We start from the raw sequence: 15,415 nt of genomic DNA on the forward strand, positions 1-15,415 counted from the left end.
CACCATCGACCGGACTGTCAGGAGCATGCCAGCCGTGGCGGCGGCCGTAGCACTCGCGGCCGGCGCGCTCGTCGCCGTCGCGCCCGCCGCCCACGCGGCCGCCGGTGCGAGCCTCCCCTTCACCTCGGTGGAGGCGGAGGCGGCGACCACCACCGGTACGAAGATCGGCCCCGACTACACCCAGGGCACCCTCGCCTCCGAGGCCTCCGGCCGCCAGGCCGTGCGGCTCACCTCCGGACAGCGGGTCGAGTTCACCGCACCCCGGGCGTCCGACGCCGTGAACGTCTCCTACAGCGTTCCCGACGGCCAGACCGGCACCCTCAACGTGTACGTCAACGGGGTCAGGCTGGCGAGAACCCTGGCCGTCACCTCGAAGTACTCCTACGTCGACACCGGCTGGATCGCGGGCGCGAAGCAGCACCATTTCTTCGACGACGCCCGGATGCTGCTGGGCCAGAACATCCAGGCGGGCGACAAGGTCGCCTTCGAGTCCACCGGCACCCAGGTCACCGTCGACGTCGCCGACTTCGAGCAGGTCGCCGCGGCCGCCCCGCAGCCCGCCGGTTCGGTTTCCGTCACCGCCAAGGGCGCCGACCCGAGCGGCAACGGCGACTCCACCCAGGCCTTCCGGGACGCCATCTCCGCCGCCCAGGGCGGGACGGTGTGGATCCCGCCGGGCGACTACAGGCTGACGTCCTCCCTCAGCGGCCTGCAGAACGTGACGCTGCTGGGCGCGGGCAGCTGGTACTCGGTCGTGCACACCTCCCGGTTCATCGACCAGTCCGGCTCCTCGGGGAACGTCCACATCAACAACTTCGCGGTCGCCGGCGAGGTCACCGAACGCGTCGACTCCAGCCCCGACAACTTCGTCAACGGCTCTCTCGGACCGAACAGTTCGGTCTCCGGGATGTGGATCCAGCACCTCAAGTGCGGGTTCTGGCTGACCGGCAACAACGACAACCTGGTCGTCGAGAACAACCGCGTCCTCGACACCACCGCCGACGGCCTCAACCTCAACGGCAACGCCCACGGCGTCCAGGTCCGCAACAACTTCCTGCGCAACCAGGGCGACGACTCGCTCGCCATGTGGTCGCTGAACTCGCCCGACACCGATTCGAGCTTCGCGAACAACACGATCTCCCAGCCGAACCTCGCCAACGGCATCGCGATCTACGGCGGCACCGACATCTCCGTGAAGAACAACCTGGTCTCCGACACCAACGCCCTGGGCAGCGGCATCGCCATCTCCAACCAGAAGTTCCTCGACCCGTTCAGTCCCCTGGCCGGCACCATCACGGTCGACGGCAACACCCTCGTCCGCACCGGCGCGATGAACCCCAACTGGAACCACCCGATGGGCGCGCTGCGCGTCGACTCCTACGACAGCGCCATCAACGCGACCGTGAACATCACCGACACCACGATCTCCGACAGCCCGTACAGCGCCTTCGAGTTCGTCTCCGGCGGCGGGCAGGGGTACCCGGTCCGGAACGTCACCGTGGCCGGGGCCACCGTCCGCAACACCGGCACGGTGGTGGTCCAGGCCGAGGCCCAGGGCGCCGCGACCGTCCGCGACGTCACGGCCACCGGGGTCGGCGCGGCCGGTGTCTACAACTGCCCGTACCCGGCCGGTTCCGGGTCCTTCGCACTCACCGACGGCGGTGGCAACTCCGGCTGGCCCGGTACCTGGTCGGACTGCTCCTCCTGGCCGGCGCCCGGACAGGGCAACCCCGACCCGGACCCGGCCCGCAACCTCGCCAAGGGCCGCCCCGCGACCGCCACCGGCTCGCAGGACGTCTACACCCCCGGCAAGGCGGTCGACGGTGACGCGAACAGCTACTGGGAGTCGACCAACCACGCCTTCCCGCAGTCACTGACCGTCGACCTCGGCTCCTCCTACGCGGTCCGCCGACTGGTTCTGAAACTCCCCCCGCAGGCCGCCTGGAACGCGCGCACCCAGACCGTCACCGTGCTCGGCAGCACCGACGGCTCGTCCTACACGACCGTGGTGGGCGCGACGGGCTACCGCTTCGACCCGGCCACCGGCAACACCGTCACCGTGGCCCTGCCCGGCGGCACCGGGCTGCGCTGGCTGCGGCTGACCGTCAGCGCCAACGACGGCTGGCCGGCCGGGCAGTTCAGTGAGGTGGAGGCCTACCTGACCGCGTGACCGCCGCCACCCCGGAAACCCCGTGCCCGGCCGCCCGGACCTGCTCGCACCCAGGGGTCCGCGGTGCGGCCGAGCGCGGGGCGACCCGCTTTCGGCCGCGGTGTCACAGGTGGTGTCACAGGTCGAGCACCAGACGCTCCCCACGGCACCGCGAGACACAGATCAGCATGGTCTCCCCGGCCGCCCGCTCCTGCTCGGTGAGCACCGAGTCCCGGTGCTCCGGGGTGCCTTCGAGGACATCCGTCTCGCAGGTGCCGCAGGTGCCCTCGGTGCAGGAGAAGAGCACCTCGACGCCGGCGGCCCGGACGGTGTCCAGCACCGAGACGCCGGGCACGACGGTGACGCTGCGACCGCTCTGCGCGAGGACGACCTCGAACTCCCGCTCCGTACCCGCCTCCTGCTCCTTCGGCCGGAACCGCTCGACCCGCAGGGCACCCGCCGGGCAGCGCTCCTCCACCGCGTCCAGCAACGGCCCGGGACCGCAGCAGTACACGAGGGTGTCCTCCGGGACGTCGTCCAGCACCGCGCCGAGGTCCAGCAGCCCGGTCTCGTCCTGCGGGGCGACGGTGACCCGGGTGTCGCCGTACCGGGCCAACTCCTCGGTGAAGGCCATCGACCGACGTGTCCGCCCGCCGTACAGCAGCGTCCACTCGGCGCCTACGGCCTCGGCGGCGGCCAGCATCGGCAGGATCGGGGTGATGCCGATGCCCCCGGCGACGAACCGGTAGCGGGACGCCGGCTCCAGCCGGAAGTGGTTGCGGGGCCCGCGCACCCGCACCTTGTCGCCGACGCGCAACCGCTCGTGGACGAAGGCGGATCCACCCCGCCCGTCCGGTTCCCGCAGGACCGCGATCCGCCACCCGGTACGGTCACCCGGATCCCCGCAGAGCGAGAACTGCCTCTCCAGGTCCGGTCCGAGCACCACGTCGAGATGGGCTCCGGGCTCCCAGCCGGGAAGGTCCTCGCCGGCCGGGTGCCGAAGGGTGAGGGCGACGACACCGTCCGCCGCCGGCGCCCTCTCGCTGACGACGAGTTCGGCTTCGTACAGGCTCATGCGGTGCGCTCCGGGGGCTGGTGTCCTTCGGGGTGGCCGAGCATCCACTCCCACATCTCGACCGGGTCCTGGGCGGTGTGCTCGGCCCCGCAGTGACAGGTGCCGTGCAGCACGTCGGTGCCCGGCAGCCAGTCGATGCGGTAGACCTCACCGGTCGGCGTGCTCACAGGACCTTCTCCACGGGCTTGTCGCCCTCCTCGACCAGGCGGGCGAGGATACGGCGGGCGGCGAGGCCGCCGGTGTCGATGTTGATGCTCAGCTCCTGGTAGCCGGCGCGCTCCGAACCCAGCGTCCGCTGCAGGAGGTTCAGGGCCTCCACGTCCTGCATGACCACCGTGTGGTTGTTGCCGCGCAGGAACTCGGTGACCTCGGCGTCGTCGGTCGCCCAGTCCCGGGAGACCATCCAGAAGTCGTACACCTTGCCGTCCGCGGACGGGGTGATCGCGTAGGTGATCTCGGTGTGGAAGCCGTTCGGGTCGCTGCCGTCGGCCTCCGGCACCACGCCGACCGGCGCGATCCGGCTGTGCAGGAGGTACAGGCACGGCGCGTGGTACTCGATGTCCTGCCACCGGGTGATCCGGCCCTCGATCCCGGTCGAACGGGCGTAGAACGGCGGGCACTCGGCGTCGTCCATGTGCCGGCTGACCCGTACGATCCCGGCCCCCTCGTCGACCTCGGTGGTGATCGGCGTCTCGGCGACCTCGGGGGTGCCTATGTAACCGCCGTGCAGATAGGTCTCGTGGGAGAGGTCGAGGAGGTTGTCGACGAGCAGGCCGTAGTCGGCGTCGATGGGCTCCATGCCGCGGACGGTCGTCCAGCCGGGGGAGTCGAGGTGACGGGCGCGCGGGATGGTGGCCGCGTCGGCGAGCTGGGGGTCGCCGATCCACACCCACACCAGCGAGTCCTGCTCGACCACCGGGTAGGAGGCGACCCGGGCGGTGCGCGGGATGCGCTTCTGCCCCGGCACGTACACGCACGCGCCGCTCCGGTCGTAGGTGAAGCCGTGGTACCCGCACACGATCCGGTCGCCGTCGAGTCCGCTCTCCGACAGCGGGTAACGCCGGTGCACACAGCGGTCGCTGAGGGCGACCGGCGCGCCGTCCTCCTCGGCCCGGTAGAACACGAGCGGCTCCCCGAGGATCGTCCGCCCGAACAACTCCCGTCCGACCTCGTGACTGTAGGCGGCGACGTACCACTGGTTCCTGGCGAACGCGGTGATGTGCGGCATGGCGGTTCCCGTCCCTGTCGGCGGGGCGTCGTCGCCCCGCGTGCCGTGGTTGGAATCAGGGTCGTGAGGCCTGCATCGGCTCGGCAAGGCGGCTTCTGTCAGGCGGAAGGACTTCTGTGAAGACGCTGGTCAGAGCCTCACGTGACAATCCGGCAGGGAACGCCCTCTCGTCTCCAGGCACCTGACGGTGCTGGACACATCCGCGCACCGCTTCGGCCGGTGAGTCCTCTTCGGCGAGTACCTGTTCATGGGCGGCCCGCCACCGGCCGACGACGTCGTCCTGGCTGAGTCCCTGCGCCGCGTGGACGAAGTGGGGCACCTTCACGGGAGCCGCCTCCCCGTCGGACGCCGGTGGCGGCACCAGCACCTCGGTGCGCGTCAGCAGGGCCAGGGCACTTGGCAGGTCGCTGAACCGGGCGCCGTCGGGAGCGATGACCTCACGCACGTACGGGTCGGACATCGTGGCGGCCAGTGCCTCCATGTCGTCGAACCGCAGCTCGGTGACGGAGTCCCGGCCGAACTCGGTCAGGTGGGCCGAGTCCCCCTCGGTCCCGAAGGACGCGTCGAACACGTGGTTTTGGACGTAACGCCGGATGCGGAGAGGGTTCGCGGCGGACAGGGGCCCGTGCACGTGGTGAAGGTGGTGCAGGAACGCCCGGTGTGTCATGCCCGGCTTGCGGCGGGCGGCGGCGATCAGGGTCAGCATCGTTCTCCGTTCGGACGTTCGCAAGGAGTGGCGGTCGGCACCGCCGGCGTGGTGAGGTCTGCGGTACCGACCTGGACGGACTGGTCAGTCGGCCATCTGTCGCATCGGCTCCGGAACCGCCGCCGTCCGAGTCCGGGCGGCGAGGCCGAGCGCGGCGGTGGCGGCGGCTGCGGCGAGGGCGAGTACTCCCATCGCGTTCGACAGAGTGCCGACGGCGGAGGTGAGGGCGAGGGCCACGAGCGGGCAGAGGAACTGGCCGAGGAAGAAGGAACCCGTCCACAGGCCGGTGCCGCGGCCACGGTCGGCGTAGTGGAGCTTGGACATGGCGAGAGTGAGCAGGCTGGGCAGCATGATGCCGCCACCGAGGCAATTGACGACGGCACCGAGGGTCAGCAGGACCGGGTTGGGGGCGAGCCAGACCACCGCGAAGCCGAGGGCGCACAGGCCGAAGGCGGTGGGCAGCCAGGCTTGCGGGCTGCGGCCGGCCTTGGCGAAGACCACGGAGCCGACCACGATCGCGGCACTGGTGATGGCGGTGGCCAGTCCGATCACGCCGGAGTTGCTCACGCCCATGTCGTCCAGGAGGAACGACATCTCCACCTGGAGGGTGTAGAAGAGGACGGCGCCGAAGACGGTCAGCGCGCAGGTGCCCGCCAACGCGCGCCACGGGAAGGGGCGCCTGGCCATCGGCTTCGAGACGGTGGGGGAGGAGGCCTTGGCGTGCTCGTCGGACCGGGGCCGGGGCAGGAAGGCGGCCATGGCGGGGGCGAGGAGCAGGCTCATGGCGTAGGCCCAGAACGGTGCGCGCCAGCCGGCCGATCCGGCCGCACCGCCCAGGACGAGGAAGGCCGTCGCGGAGATCGCGGCGCACATCGTCTGCATCGCGAGATAGCGGTCGCGTTGCCGGCCGGAGTAGTAGTCGCCGATCAGTGTGGTGCTGCAGGTCATGATGGCTGCCTCGGTGACACCGACGAGGGCACGGCTGGCGACGATGGCGCCGAGGGAGTCCAGCCACAGGGGCGCGGTGCCGAGCAAGGCGTACACCACGGTGGCGGTGACGAGGAGGCCTTTGCGGCCGAGCCGGTCCACGAGGACGCCGGCGAAGGGGGCCAGCAGGGCCAGTGACAGGGCGGGGATCGTCAGGGCCATGGGGACGAGCACGTCGACGCCCCGGACGGTGGCGAAGTGGTCGTGCAGCTGCGGCAGGACGGGGGCGATGAGCACGGCCCCCAGGATGGGCAGACATGCGCCGGCCATGAGCAGCGTGAGGCGAAGCCGGTGTCCGGGACCGGTCACGACCTGTTCGGTGGGGACGGACGCGTCCGTCGTGGACGGCGGAGGCGGGGGCGGGGGCACGGGTGCAGGCATGCGGGATCTCCACGTGGCGTGTCGGGAGGGGGCGGGATGGTTCGGCCGTGGTGGCCGGGCCGCCCGGTACCCGTGAGCAGGCTCGCGGCAGCGGCGCCCATGACGGCCGGACGTCGCGGCGGGCCGGCGCGCCGCGACGTACGGCGGGGTTGGGGCAGCGGCTGACGGTGCGGCTCGGACGTCGGGTTGAGACGACTATCGGGCAGCGGGCAGGGCCTGCCTAGCCCTCGTCCGATCGAGATCGCTGATGTGAATCATCCGGTTCCTGGATGCCGGGCACGTGCGGGGCCCCGCCTTCCGGCAGTACTCCGGCGACAGGGCCGGGCCCTGGTCGTACGGGGTGCCGGTGCCGGCCACGCAACGGGTGTCGAGGACTGCCGTCGTCGTGCGGACGAGCGGTCACCGCTGCCTGCGGCACACTGCCGCCGGGGGCACCGTCCGACGGTGCGGGCAGCAGCCCGTCACCGTTCGCCGGACCCGGCCGAACCCGGTACCTCCTCCAACCCAGGTGCTCCCGGCCCGGGCAGGCGGGTGAGCGCGAGACGCAGGAACGCCTGCGCGGCCGGTGAGGCCGGAGCAGGATCGCGACGGGACCTGTCTCGAAGGGAGTGCGGATGACCGCACGCCTTGCCGGACTGCTGCCCGGCGAGCTGGACGAGCAGCAGAGCGAGGTCTACCGGGCCGTCACCGCAGGCCCCCGGGCCGCGGGACCACAGGCGTTCGCCCTCGTCGACGAGGAAGGTCGGCTGCGCGGACCGTTCAACGCGACGCCGCTCAGCCCGCCCGTCGGGCCGGCCGTCCAGGCGGTCGGGGCGGCGGTGCGCTACGAGTCCATCCTGTCCGACCGTGTGCGCGAGATGGCCGTCCTGGTCGTCGCCGCCCACTGGGGGAGTGCCTTCGAGTGGGCGGCCCACGAGGCCGTCGGCCGGACGCACGGCCTGACCGAACCCGAGCTGGACGCCCTGCGCGCCGGCGGACTGCCGGACCTGCCGGACGCGGCCGGAGCGGGCGGCGCTGCTCGCGACCGCCGCGCTGACCCGAACCAGGGCGCTGAGCGACGGCGAGTACGCCGAGACGGTGGCCGCGTGGGGAGAGCGAGGTCTGTTCGAACTCACCGCGCTGGTGGGCTACTACGCGCTGCTGGCCCTTCAGCTGCGGGTCTTCGCGGGCGAAGGCCCGGTGGATCAGGCAGACCAGGCGGAGCACCGCGACACACCACACACCGAAAGCGGGACACCATGAAACTGATCACCTTCGACGACGGTCGCGTCGGGCGGCTGGAGCTGGCGGAGCGGCTTGTCATTCCCCTGGAAGTGGGCTCGACGCGCGAGTACTTCGAGCGTGACGGCAGGGTCTCGGAGAGCGGGGAACGCCTCGCCCTGGACGACGTGACGCTGCGTGCGCCGATCGTGCCCAAGAAGTTCTTCCACACCTCCGGCAACTTCCGCGAGCACGAGGACGAGTCGAAGAACGTCGACTGGTCGCACCCCATGCACAAGGGCATCGTCTTCTGCGCGCGCTCGTGACGCCTCTGCGAGCCCTCGCCGGGCAGAACCTGGTTGATCACGCTCCAGCGTTCGAGGACCCGAGGCGGGCATCCGGCGCCGGTGCGCGCCGGTGCACGTCTCTTGCGACCCCTTGTCAGGAGGGGATGATCTGCCACTGCTGCTGGGGGAGGGTGGTGTAGTTCCACTGGTTGATGGCGGCTCCGTCGGCGGTGGAGCCGCTGTCGACGTTGAGGGACAGGCCGCTGAGCCGGTTGGTGAGGAGGTAGTAGCCGTCGCCGGTGGGGGTGACGGCCCAGTGCTGCTGGGGTGCGCCGGCGTCGCTCCAGATGTCGGCGGTGCCGCCGTTCGCGCGGGAGAGTCCGCCGATTTCCATGAGGGTGCCGCTGTTGACGTTGCGGATCTTGTAGTAGCCGTTGTCGGCCGGGACGATGGTCCACTTCTGGTTGGAGTGGTTCTGCCAGGGCCACTGGATGACGGGCGTGTTGTCGGCGGTCTTGCCTCCGGTGGCGTCGGCGGCCTTGCCGCTGTGGCGGGCGACGAGGCGGTACACGGTGCCGTCGCCGGGGAAGAGGGGGGAGACCCGGGTGGGCGTTGCGGTGCGGCCGCCGACGCGCAGGTTGCCGATGTTGGCGTAGCCGCCGGTCGCGGCGGTGACCTGGATGCGGACGAAAGCGGCGTCGCGGGCCGGCCATTCGACGAGTTTGGTGGTGCGGTCGCCGGCCCAGGAGGCGGCGGCGACCTGGGTGAAGGTGACACCGTCGGTGCTGGTGGAGATGGTGCAGGCGGTGATGTCGCCGTCGGTGGTGTTGCTGCGGTTCCACTGCTTGGGCAGGTACTCCAGGCTGGAGATGTTGCTCCATACGCCGCCGAGGTCGATGGTGATGCTCTGCGGCAGCGGCAGGCTCCAGGTGGACCAGCAGGTCTCGAAGTTCTTGTCGCTGAGGCCGTCGATGGCGTTCAGGGGACCTTCGCCGGTGTGGTACGCGGTGGCGTAGGCGGCCACGGGGGTCACCGGGTGTTCGACGCGGAGCATCTGAGTGGGCAGGGGCGGCCGGTTGGCGTTGGGACCGCCCCAGGCGTTGCCGACGTCGGTGAGCCGCTGGACGATGTTGTTGTCCAGCACACCGTCGCGGTTGGGCGGGCAGTTGAGGATGAACGAGGTGTACTTGGGCTCCAGGTCCCCCAGATGGGAGAGGATGGTCTGCTGGCTCAGCAACGACTCCGTGGGCGTCGACGGGTGCCAGAACCAACCGTTGCTGATCGTCTGGCCCTGCAGCGAGGCATAGGTGTTGCCGGTCGGTGAGGTGATGCCGAGAGGCTCCTCGAAGTAGATGGCGTCGCCGAGGAAGGGGACCGACAGCCCGCCGTGGTCGATCATCACGATGTCGGGCTGCAGGGACTTCACATGTTCCCTGATGAGCTGGTAGGGGACGGCCTGCTGGCCCATCTGCCAGGCGTAGCCGTCCGTGATGAACATGTCGATGGTGCCGTAGTTGGTGAGCAGTTCGGTGATCTGGCCGAGGATGTAGGTGATGTCGCCGGGCTGGACGGCCTGGTCGGCGGCCACGTTGTGGCGGGTGTCGTAGGCCTGCACGTTGTAGGTGCGGTCCCAGATGGAGAAGTACAGACCGACCTTCAGGTTCCGGGCCCGGAAGGCGGTCACGTACTGCGCGACGATGTCCTGCTTGTAGGAGCTGTGGGCGACGTTGTAACTGTTGTAGGCGCTTGGCCAGAGGCAGAAGCCGTCGTGGTGCTTGGTGGTCAGCACCCCGTACTTCATCTGCGCCGCGGCCGCGGCCGCCGCCCACTGGTCGCAGTTGACCGCCGTGGGCGCGAAGAGGGTGGGGTCCTGGTTCGGTGTGGCCCACTCCTCGTTGGTGAACGTGCCCATGTTGAAGTGGTTGAACATGCCGAACCGCATGTTCACCAGGTTGCTGAGATTGGTCTGCATGTCCGCGGCGGCCGCCTGGGGGAGCAGGCGGGAGAAGCCGGGCAGCACGGGCAGTGCGCTCGCGGCCACGGCGGCGCCGGCGGCGCTCAGCAGGGTACGGCGGGACAATCCTCTTCCTGACAGCATGGGTGTACTCCCGGGTTTCGGGTGGCTCTGTGATGTCGGGGGGTGAGGCGGCTGCGGGCGCCGATTGTTACGCATGAAGGTCGGTGATGTAGCTGCCCGGTGTCAACAGGTAAGCGGACGAATGTGCTCAGGAACGGAGCAGAAGAAACCGTTTACGCCGTTTATTGGTGTTCGTGCCGCCGTAGACATGCCATGTTTCGCAAGGCCCCTCGGCGCACCGCCGAGACGGAGGCCGCCCCGGCGATGCGCTGTTCCGTTCCGAGCGCTTGGTACGGGTGCTCAGCCCACCTTGGCCGCGTTCCAGACCTGGGGCGAGCCGCCGTTCTGGGTCCACTGGATGATCGGGCTGCTGTCGGTGGTGGTGTTGCCGTTGTCCAGCGCCTTGCCGCTGACGCGGTTGACGAGCTGGTACCCGCCGTTGCCGAGCGAGGTGACGGCCCACTGCTGCTGCCGGCTGCTGTCGTCGGTCCGCTGCACCACCGCCGTGCCGTCGGAGGTGCTGTTGTTGTTGTCGAGGGCCTTGCCGCTGCGGACGGAGATCAGCTTGTAGTAGCCGTGGCCCAGGTCGGTGACCGTCCACTGCTGCGCTGAGCCGCTGTTCAGGGTCCACTGGATGATCTGGCCGCCGTCGGTGCTGACGTTGGCGTCGTCCAGGGCCTTGCCGCTGCGGGAGCAGGCGAAGGTGTAGACGCCGTTGGCGAGGACGGCCGGCATGCCGGTGACCTCGACGCAGACCACGGAGACGTTGGAGTCGGGCGCGGTGGCCGGCACCTGGACGTTGATCCGGCCGCCGCTGACCGAGTAGCTGAGCGAGACCGAGGGGTTGTTCATCAGGTAGACGCGGTTGATCGTGTTGGACACCGCGGGAATCCCCAGGGTGCCGTTCGTGGGCCAGGTGAAGACGTGGGCGAACAGCTTGCCGTTCTTCTTGGTGATCTTGCCCCAGGACGGCTCGGTGCTGACGTGGCTGCCGCTGGTGCCGTAGATGCTGTCGGAGTAGGTGGCCATCCAGGAGGCCAGGCCGTTCAGGATGCTTTGCGCCCCGGCGGTGACGTGGCCGTCGTTCGCGGTGCCGTCCGCGTTGTGGCCGCCGTCGGGGCCGATGTTGAGCATGTAGTTACCGTCCCGGGAGACGATGAGTACCAGCTCCTGGATGATGGTCTTGAGCGAGCGGTAGCTGGATTCCTTGCTCGCGTCGTAGCCCCAGGCGCCGTTCATGGTGGTGCCGTACTCCCACGGCCGGTCCACGGGCTCGGTGGGGATGCCGAACTCCGCCACCGCGAAGTCACCGAGGCCGTCGTCCCGCTTGACGCGTTCGTTGATGACGACGTTCGGCCAGTTCGTGGTCAGCCAGTTGTACAGGTCCACGCCGTCGGCCTTGTTCCACCAGTCGGCGAGGGTGGGCGTGGCGAGGTCCTGGCACCAGTCGCCGTCGAACCACAGCAGGGCCGGGCTGTAGTTGTTCATCAGCTCCGTCAACTGGGCCTTCATGTCGTTGATGTAGCCGGTGCGGGCGGTCGTCGACGACATGGTGGAGAAGCCCCTGGCGCTGTCACAGGTCTGCGAGGGGTGGTTCCAGTCGAGGATCGAGTAGTAGAGCCCGAACTTGATGCCCCGGGCGTCGCACGCGGCCTTCATCTCGCCCAGCAGGTCGCGCTGGAAGCCGTTGTAGTCGTGCAGGTTGTAGAGCTTGGTGCCGGTGACGTCGGTGAAGCCCGCGACGTTGGAGTCCCACATCGCGTAGCCCTCGTGGTGCTTGGTGGTGATCACGAGGTACTTCATGCCGGCGTTCTTGGCGAGATCGGCGATCTGGCCGGCGTTGAAGCTGACCGGGTTGAACCCCTGGGTGACCTGGGTCTGGTAGGCGGACTTGCTCCAGTTCTGGGTGTCGAACGCCCACTCGCCTTGCCCGAGGTGGGAGTAGGACCCGAAATGGATGATCATCCCGAACCGGGCCTGGTACCACCAGTCCAGCTTCGAGGAGACGGTGTAGGCCTCGGCGGTGGTGGGCCACAGGGTCTGTGGCAGACCGAACGCCACCGCACCGCCGGCCAGCGCCGCGGCCTTGATCAGGGATCGTCTGCTGAGGGGGGCGGAGGGCATGGTGCGGCTCCTGGAGGGGTGAAGGACACGGGGGTGCAAGAACCACTCGTCGGAGTACAGCGCCGACGGCGGAGCACGGCGGCTCGTGCCAGTCGGAGCTCAAGCAGCTCCGCTGAACATGGGATGTATTAACCGCCATGGCCGCACTCCTTGTCCAGGCTGCGGACGCCGTTTCACAGGCTTGCTGGTCGCTGGCCATGACCCAGCCGTACAGGGTGACCCAAGACATGGGATGCATGACGGAACGCAGCCGGTCGGACACGAGCACCCGGAGAGTGCGTGCGCAAGGGCCAACGCATCACAGATGCGCAACTTAGATGGGATGGATCGATCTGGCCGAGGTCTCCCTGGCCAGCGTCATTGGATTGCTCGCATCTGTTTGGTCTGGAATTTCGCCCACTCCATCTAGACAACGCCATCAACCGACCCCTATAAACATCCCATCTATCCGGTGCCCGACACCCAGTAGTCACGCCGGCGAAACAATCCCCTCCCCCGGTTCGGGGCCAGCGCGAGGAAGTACCGATGAGACTCAAGACTGCCCTCCGTGCCACCGCCTCCACCCTCTCGGCACTGGCGCTGCTCAGCGCGTGCAGCGGCGGCTCCGGCACCGCGGCGTCGTCGGGCGGCAAGCCGCTCGTGGGCGTCGACTACCCGCGGTCCGACAGCGACTTCTGGAACTCGTACATCAAGTACACGCCCGAGTTCGCCAAGCAGCTGGGGCTGGACCTGAAGACGACGAACTCACAGAACGACGTCGCCAAACTGACCGCCAACGCGCAGACGTTCATCAGTCAGGGCGTGAAGGGCATCGCGATGGCGCCGCAGGACACCGCGGCGATCGCGCCGACCCTGGCGCAGCTGGAGGCGAAGAAGATCCCGGTCGTCACCGTCGACACCCGACCCGACAGCGGCAAGGTGTTCATGGTCGTGCGGGCCGACAACCGGGCCTACGGCGACAAGGCGTGCCGGTACCTCGGTGCCAAGCTGGGCGGCAAGGGCAAGGTCGTGATGCTGGAGGGCGGCCTGGACTCCATCAACGGCCGTGACCGCACCGAGGCGTTCAGCGACTGCATGAAGAAGAACTACCCCGGCATCAAGGTGTTCGGCGAGGCCACCAACTGGGACGGGGCCACGGCCGTGCAGAAGCTGCAGACGGACCTGACCGCCAACCCGGACATCAAGGGCGTCTACATGGAGGCCAGCTTCGCCCTGTCCGGCACCCTCCAGCTCCTCAAGCAGAAGGGCCTGCTGGTCGGCCCGCAGGACAAGAAGCACGTCTTCGTCGTGTCCAACGACGGTATCCCCGAGGAGATGAAGGACATCGCCGCCGGGAAGATCGACGCCACCGTCTCCCAGCCCGCCGACCTGTACGCCAAGTACGCGCTGTACTACCTGAAGGCCGCGATCGACGGCAAGACGTTCAAGCCCGGCAAGACCGACCACGACAGCACCATCATCCAGGTCCGCGCCGGCCTCCTGGAGGACCAGCTCTCCGCCCCGCTGGTCACCGCCGACGGTGGCACCTACGACGGGGTCCCCAGCATCAAGCCCGACGACAAGTCCCTGTGGGCCAACAACATCGGCTGACAGCGCAGTACGCCGAGCCAGCAGCTAGCGAACCAAGGCGGTTGAAATGAGCGACGGGGAACGAGCAGCCACCCCCGCGCCCGCCCCGGCGGACGACGGGCGGGCCCCCGCAGCCCCGCCCGTCGTCGAGGCGGCGGGCATAGTCAAACGATTCGGCCAGACCGTGGCCCTCAACGGCGCCCGGATCACCATCAGGCCCGGCGAGACCCACGCCCTGGTCGGCCGCAACGGAGCCGGCAAGTCGACCCTGGTGTCGGTTCTCACCGGCCTTCAGAGCCCCGACGAGGGCACGGTGACCTTCGGCGGCGAGCCCGCCCCCCGGCTCAGCGACCGCGACGCCTGGCGGCAGCGCGTGGCCTGCGTCTACCAGAAGTCGACGATCATCCCCACCCTGACCGTCGCCGAGAACCTGTTCCTGAACCGGCACCACCACGGCCGCAACCGGCTGATCAGCTGGACCGGCGTCCGCCACGGAGCGCGGGAGCTGCTGTCGGCCTGGTCGGTGGACGTCGACCCGCAGTCCCCGGCCGGTGATCTGAGCGTCGAGCAGCGGCAGTTCGTCGAGATCGCCCGGGCGCTGTCCTTCGGGGCCCGGTTCATCATCCTCGACGAGCCCACCGCCCAGCTCGACGCGGCGGCCATCAACCGGCTCTTCGACCGCATCCGCGACCTGCAACGCCAGGGCGTGACCTTCCTGTTCATCAGTCACCACCTCCAGGAGGTCTACGAGATCTGCGACATGGTGACGGTGTTCCGGGACGCCCGGCACATCCTGACCGCACCGGTCGCCGAGCTGCCCCGTGCCGAGCTCGTCGCCGCCATGACCGGCGAGGCGGCGGGTGACCGCCGTGCGGAGCGGGCGAGCGCTCTCGACTCCCGGGCGACAGCGGCTCTGGCCGTGACGGGCCTGAGCGGCGGCACCTATGAGGACGTCACCTTCCGGGTGGGTGCCGGGGAGATCGTCGGCCTCGCGGGGGCTGCCGGCAGCGGTCGTACCGAGGTCGCCGAAACCGTCGTAGGGCTGCGGGCCGCGGACGGTGGTGAGGTGGAGATCGGGGGGCGGCGGCCCCGGCCGGGCAGCGTGCCCGCGGCGCTCGCCGCCGGAGCCGGGTTCGTGCCGCAGGACCGGCACCACCAGGGCTTCGTCCCCGGCATGTCGATCGCGGACAACGCCACCCTGTCCGTGCCGAAGCGGCTCGGTCCCAACGGGTTCCTGAGCCGTGGCCGGCGCGACCGGCTCGCCGAGGGCATGATCGAGAAACTGGCCATCAAGACCCCCGGACCGGAGCTGCCCGTCTCCGCGCTGTCCGGCGGCAACCAGCAGAAGGTCGTCATGGCGCGTGCCCTGGCCGACGACCCCCGGCTGCTGGTCCTGATCAACCCGACCGCCGGTGTGGACGTGCGCTCCAAGGAGTTCCTCCTCGGCAAGGTCGAGGAGACCGCCGAGTCCGGCACCGGAGTGCTCATCGCCTCCGACGAACTGGACGACCTGCGCATGTGCGACCGGGTCCTGGTGATGTTCCAGGGCCGGGTCACGACCGAGATAGCCCGCGGCTGGCACGACCACGACCTCGTGGCCGCGATGGAAGGAGTGGACCTCAATGCCTGAGG

At 69.5% G+C, this 15,415-nt stretch carries 11 protein-coding genes and 1 pseudogene; 5 read left to right on the forward strand and 7 right to left on the reverse strand.

The genetic code is table 11. From position 1 onward, the window contains the following. The first annotated feature begins 25 nt into the window (after positions 1-25). Positions 26-2,170 (forward strand): discoidin domain-containing protein, encoded by a 2,145-nt coding sequence (locus ACZ3KP_RS29580; protein ID WP_467503020.1) that lies wholly within the window; start codon positions 26-28, stop codon positions 2,168-2,170. A gap of 115 nt (positions 2,171-2,285) precedes the next feature. On the opposite strand, the gene ACZ3KP_RS29585 is transcribed toward ACZ3KP_RS29580, so the two are convergent. From ACZ3KP_RS29585 to ACZ3KP_RS29605, 5 genes are all read right to left on the reverse strand, one after another. Next, complete coding sequence (locus tag ACZ3KP_RS29585) at positions 2,286-3,224, reverse strand: PDR/VanB family oxidoreductase (protein ID WP_467503022.1); 939 nt, start codon at positions 3,222-3,224, stop codon at positions 2,286-2,288. Next, entirely contained in the window at positions 3,221-3,391 is a 171-nt protein-coding gene (locus tag ACZ3KP_RS29590) for a hypothetical protein (RefSeq protein ID WP_165939260.1), read from the reverse strand. Before ACZ3KP_RS29590 ends, ACZ3KP_RS29585 begins: the two co-directional genes overlap by 4 nt. Then, positions 3,388-4,452, reverse strand: coding sequence for a Rieske 2Fe-2S domain-containing protein (locus tag ACZ3KP_RS29595; RefSeq protein WP_467503024.1), 1,065 nt, complete (start codon positions 4,450-4,452; stop codon positions 3,388-3,390). Before ACZ3KP_RS29595 ends, ACZ3KP_RS29590 begins: the two co-directional genes overlap by 4 nt. Positions 4,453-4,507: 55 nt before the next feature. Then, complete coding sequence (locus tag ACZ3KP_RS29600) at positions 4,508-5,158, reverse strand: EthD domain-containing protein (protein WP_467503025.1); 651 nt, start codon at positions 5,156-5,158, stop codon at positions 4,508-4,510. 84 nt (positions 5,159-5,242) lie between these two features. Further along, on the reverse strand, positions 5,243-6,526 hold the full coding sequence (locus ACZ3KP_RS29605; protein WP_467503027.1) for an MFS transporter: 1,284 nt from the start codon (positions 6,524-6,526) through the stop codon (positions 5,243-5,245). A gap of 614 nt (positions 6,527-7,140) precedes the next feature. On the opposite strand from ACZ3KP_RS29605, the pseudogene ACZ3KP_RS29610 reads away from it, so the two are divergent. Further along, positions 7,141-7,443 (forward strand): annotated as a pseudogene (locus tag ACZ3KP_RS29610) (carboxymuconolactone decarboxylase family protein); the annotation flags it as partial. A gap of 321 nt (positions 7,444-7,764) precedes the next feature. Continuing rightward, on the forward strand, positions 7,765-8,052 hold the full coding sequence (locus ACZ3KP_RS29615) for a hypothetical protein (protein WP_467503183.1): 288 nt from the start codon (positions 7,765-7,767) through the stop codon (positions 8,050-8,052). Positions 8,053-8,167: 115 nt separating this feature from the next. Here ACZ3KP_RS29615 and ACZ3KP_RS29620 read toward each other — a convergent pair whose 3' ends face one another. Then, a complete protein-coding gene (locus ACZ3KP_RS29620) occupies positions 8,168-10,111 on the reverse strand; it encodes an RICIN domain-containing protein (RefSeq protein WP_467503028.1) in 1,944 nt (647 codons plus the stop codon). 279 nt (positions 10,112-10,390) lie between these two features. Then, positions 10,391-12,214 (reverse strand): alpha-L-fucosidase, encoded by a 1,824-nt coding sequence (locus ACZ3KP_RS29625; protein ID WP_467503030.1) that lies wholly within the window; start codon positions 12,212-12,214, stop codon positions 10,391-10,393. Positions 12,215-12,739: 525 nt separating this feature from the next. Here ACZ3KP_RS29625 and ACZ3KP_RS29630 point away from each other — a divergent pair. Both ACZ3KP_RS29630 and ACZ3KP_RS29635 read left to right on the forward strand, forming a co-directional pair. Next, the gene (locus ACZ3KP_RS29630; RefSeq protein ID WP_467503032.1) at positions 12,740-13,804 is read left to right on the forward strand and encodes a sugar ABC transporter substrate-binding protein; all 1,065 of its coding nucleotides are present in this window, start codon (positions 12,740-12,742) and stop codon (positions 13,802-13,804) included. A gap of 46 nt (positions 13,805-13,850) precedes the next feature. Further along, the gene (locus ACZ3KP_RS29635) at positions 13,851-15,413 is read left to right on the forward strand and encodes a sugar ABC transporter ATP-binding protein (protein ID WP_467503034.1); all 1,563 of its coding nucleotides are present in this window, start codon (positions 13,851-13,853) and stop codon (positions 15,411-15,413) included. Positions 15,414-15,415: the final 2 nt, after the last annotated feature.

Source organism: Streptomyces sp. NPDC020958 (assembly GCF_055562175.1).

Bases quoted from the DNA above. Each gene is read 5' to 3' on its own strand.
- ACZ3KP_RS29580 (WP_467503020.1), top strand. From the start codon at position 26: ATGCCAGCCGTGGCGGCGGCCGTAGCACTCGCGGCCGGCGCGCTCGTC.
- ACZ3KP_RS29585 (WP_467503022.1), bottom strand. From the start codon at position 3,224: ATGAGCCTGTACGAAGCCGAACTCGTCGTCAGCGAGAGGGCGCCGGCG.
- ACZ3KP_RS29595 (WP_467503024.1), bottom strand. From the start codon at position 4,452: ATGCCGCACATCACCGCGTTCGCCAGGAACCAGTGGTACGTCGCCGCC.
- ACZ3KP_RS29600 (WP_467503025.1), bottom strand. From the start codon at position 5,158: ATGCTGACCCTGATCGCCGCCGCCCGCCGCAAGCCGGGCATGACACAC.
- ACZ3KP_RS29605 (WP_467503027.1), bottom strand. From the start codon at position 6,526: ATGCCTGCACCCGTGCCCCCGCCCCCGCCTCCGCCGTCCACGACGGAC.
- ACZ3KP_RS29615 (WP_467503183.1), top strand. From the start codon at position 7,765: ATGAAACTGATCACCTTCGACGACGGTCGCGTCGGGCGGCTGGAGCTG.
- ACZ3KP_RS29620 (WP_467503028.1), bottom strand. From the start codon at position 10,111: ATGCTGTCAGGAAGAGGATTGTCCCGCCGTACCCTGCTGAGCGCCGCC.
- ACZ3KP_RS29625 (WP_467503030.1), bottom strand. From the start codon at position 12,214: ATGCCCTCCGCCCCCCTCAGCAGACGATCCCTGATCAAGGCCGCGGCG.
- ACZ3KP_RS29630 (WP_467503032.1), top strand. From the start codon at position 12,740: ATGAGACTCAAGACTGCCCTCCGTGCCACCGCCTCCACCCTCTCGGCA.
- ACZ3KP_RS29635 (WP_467503034.1), top strand. From the start codon at position 13,851: ATGAGCGACGGGGAACGAGCAGCCACCCCCGCGCCCGCCCCGGCGGAC.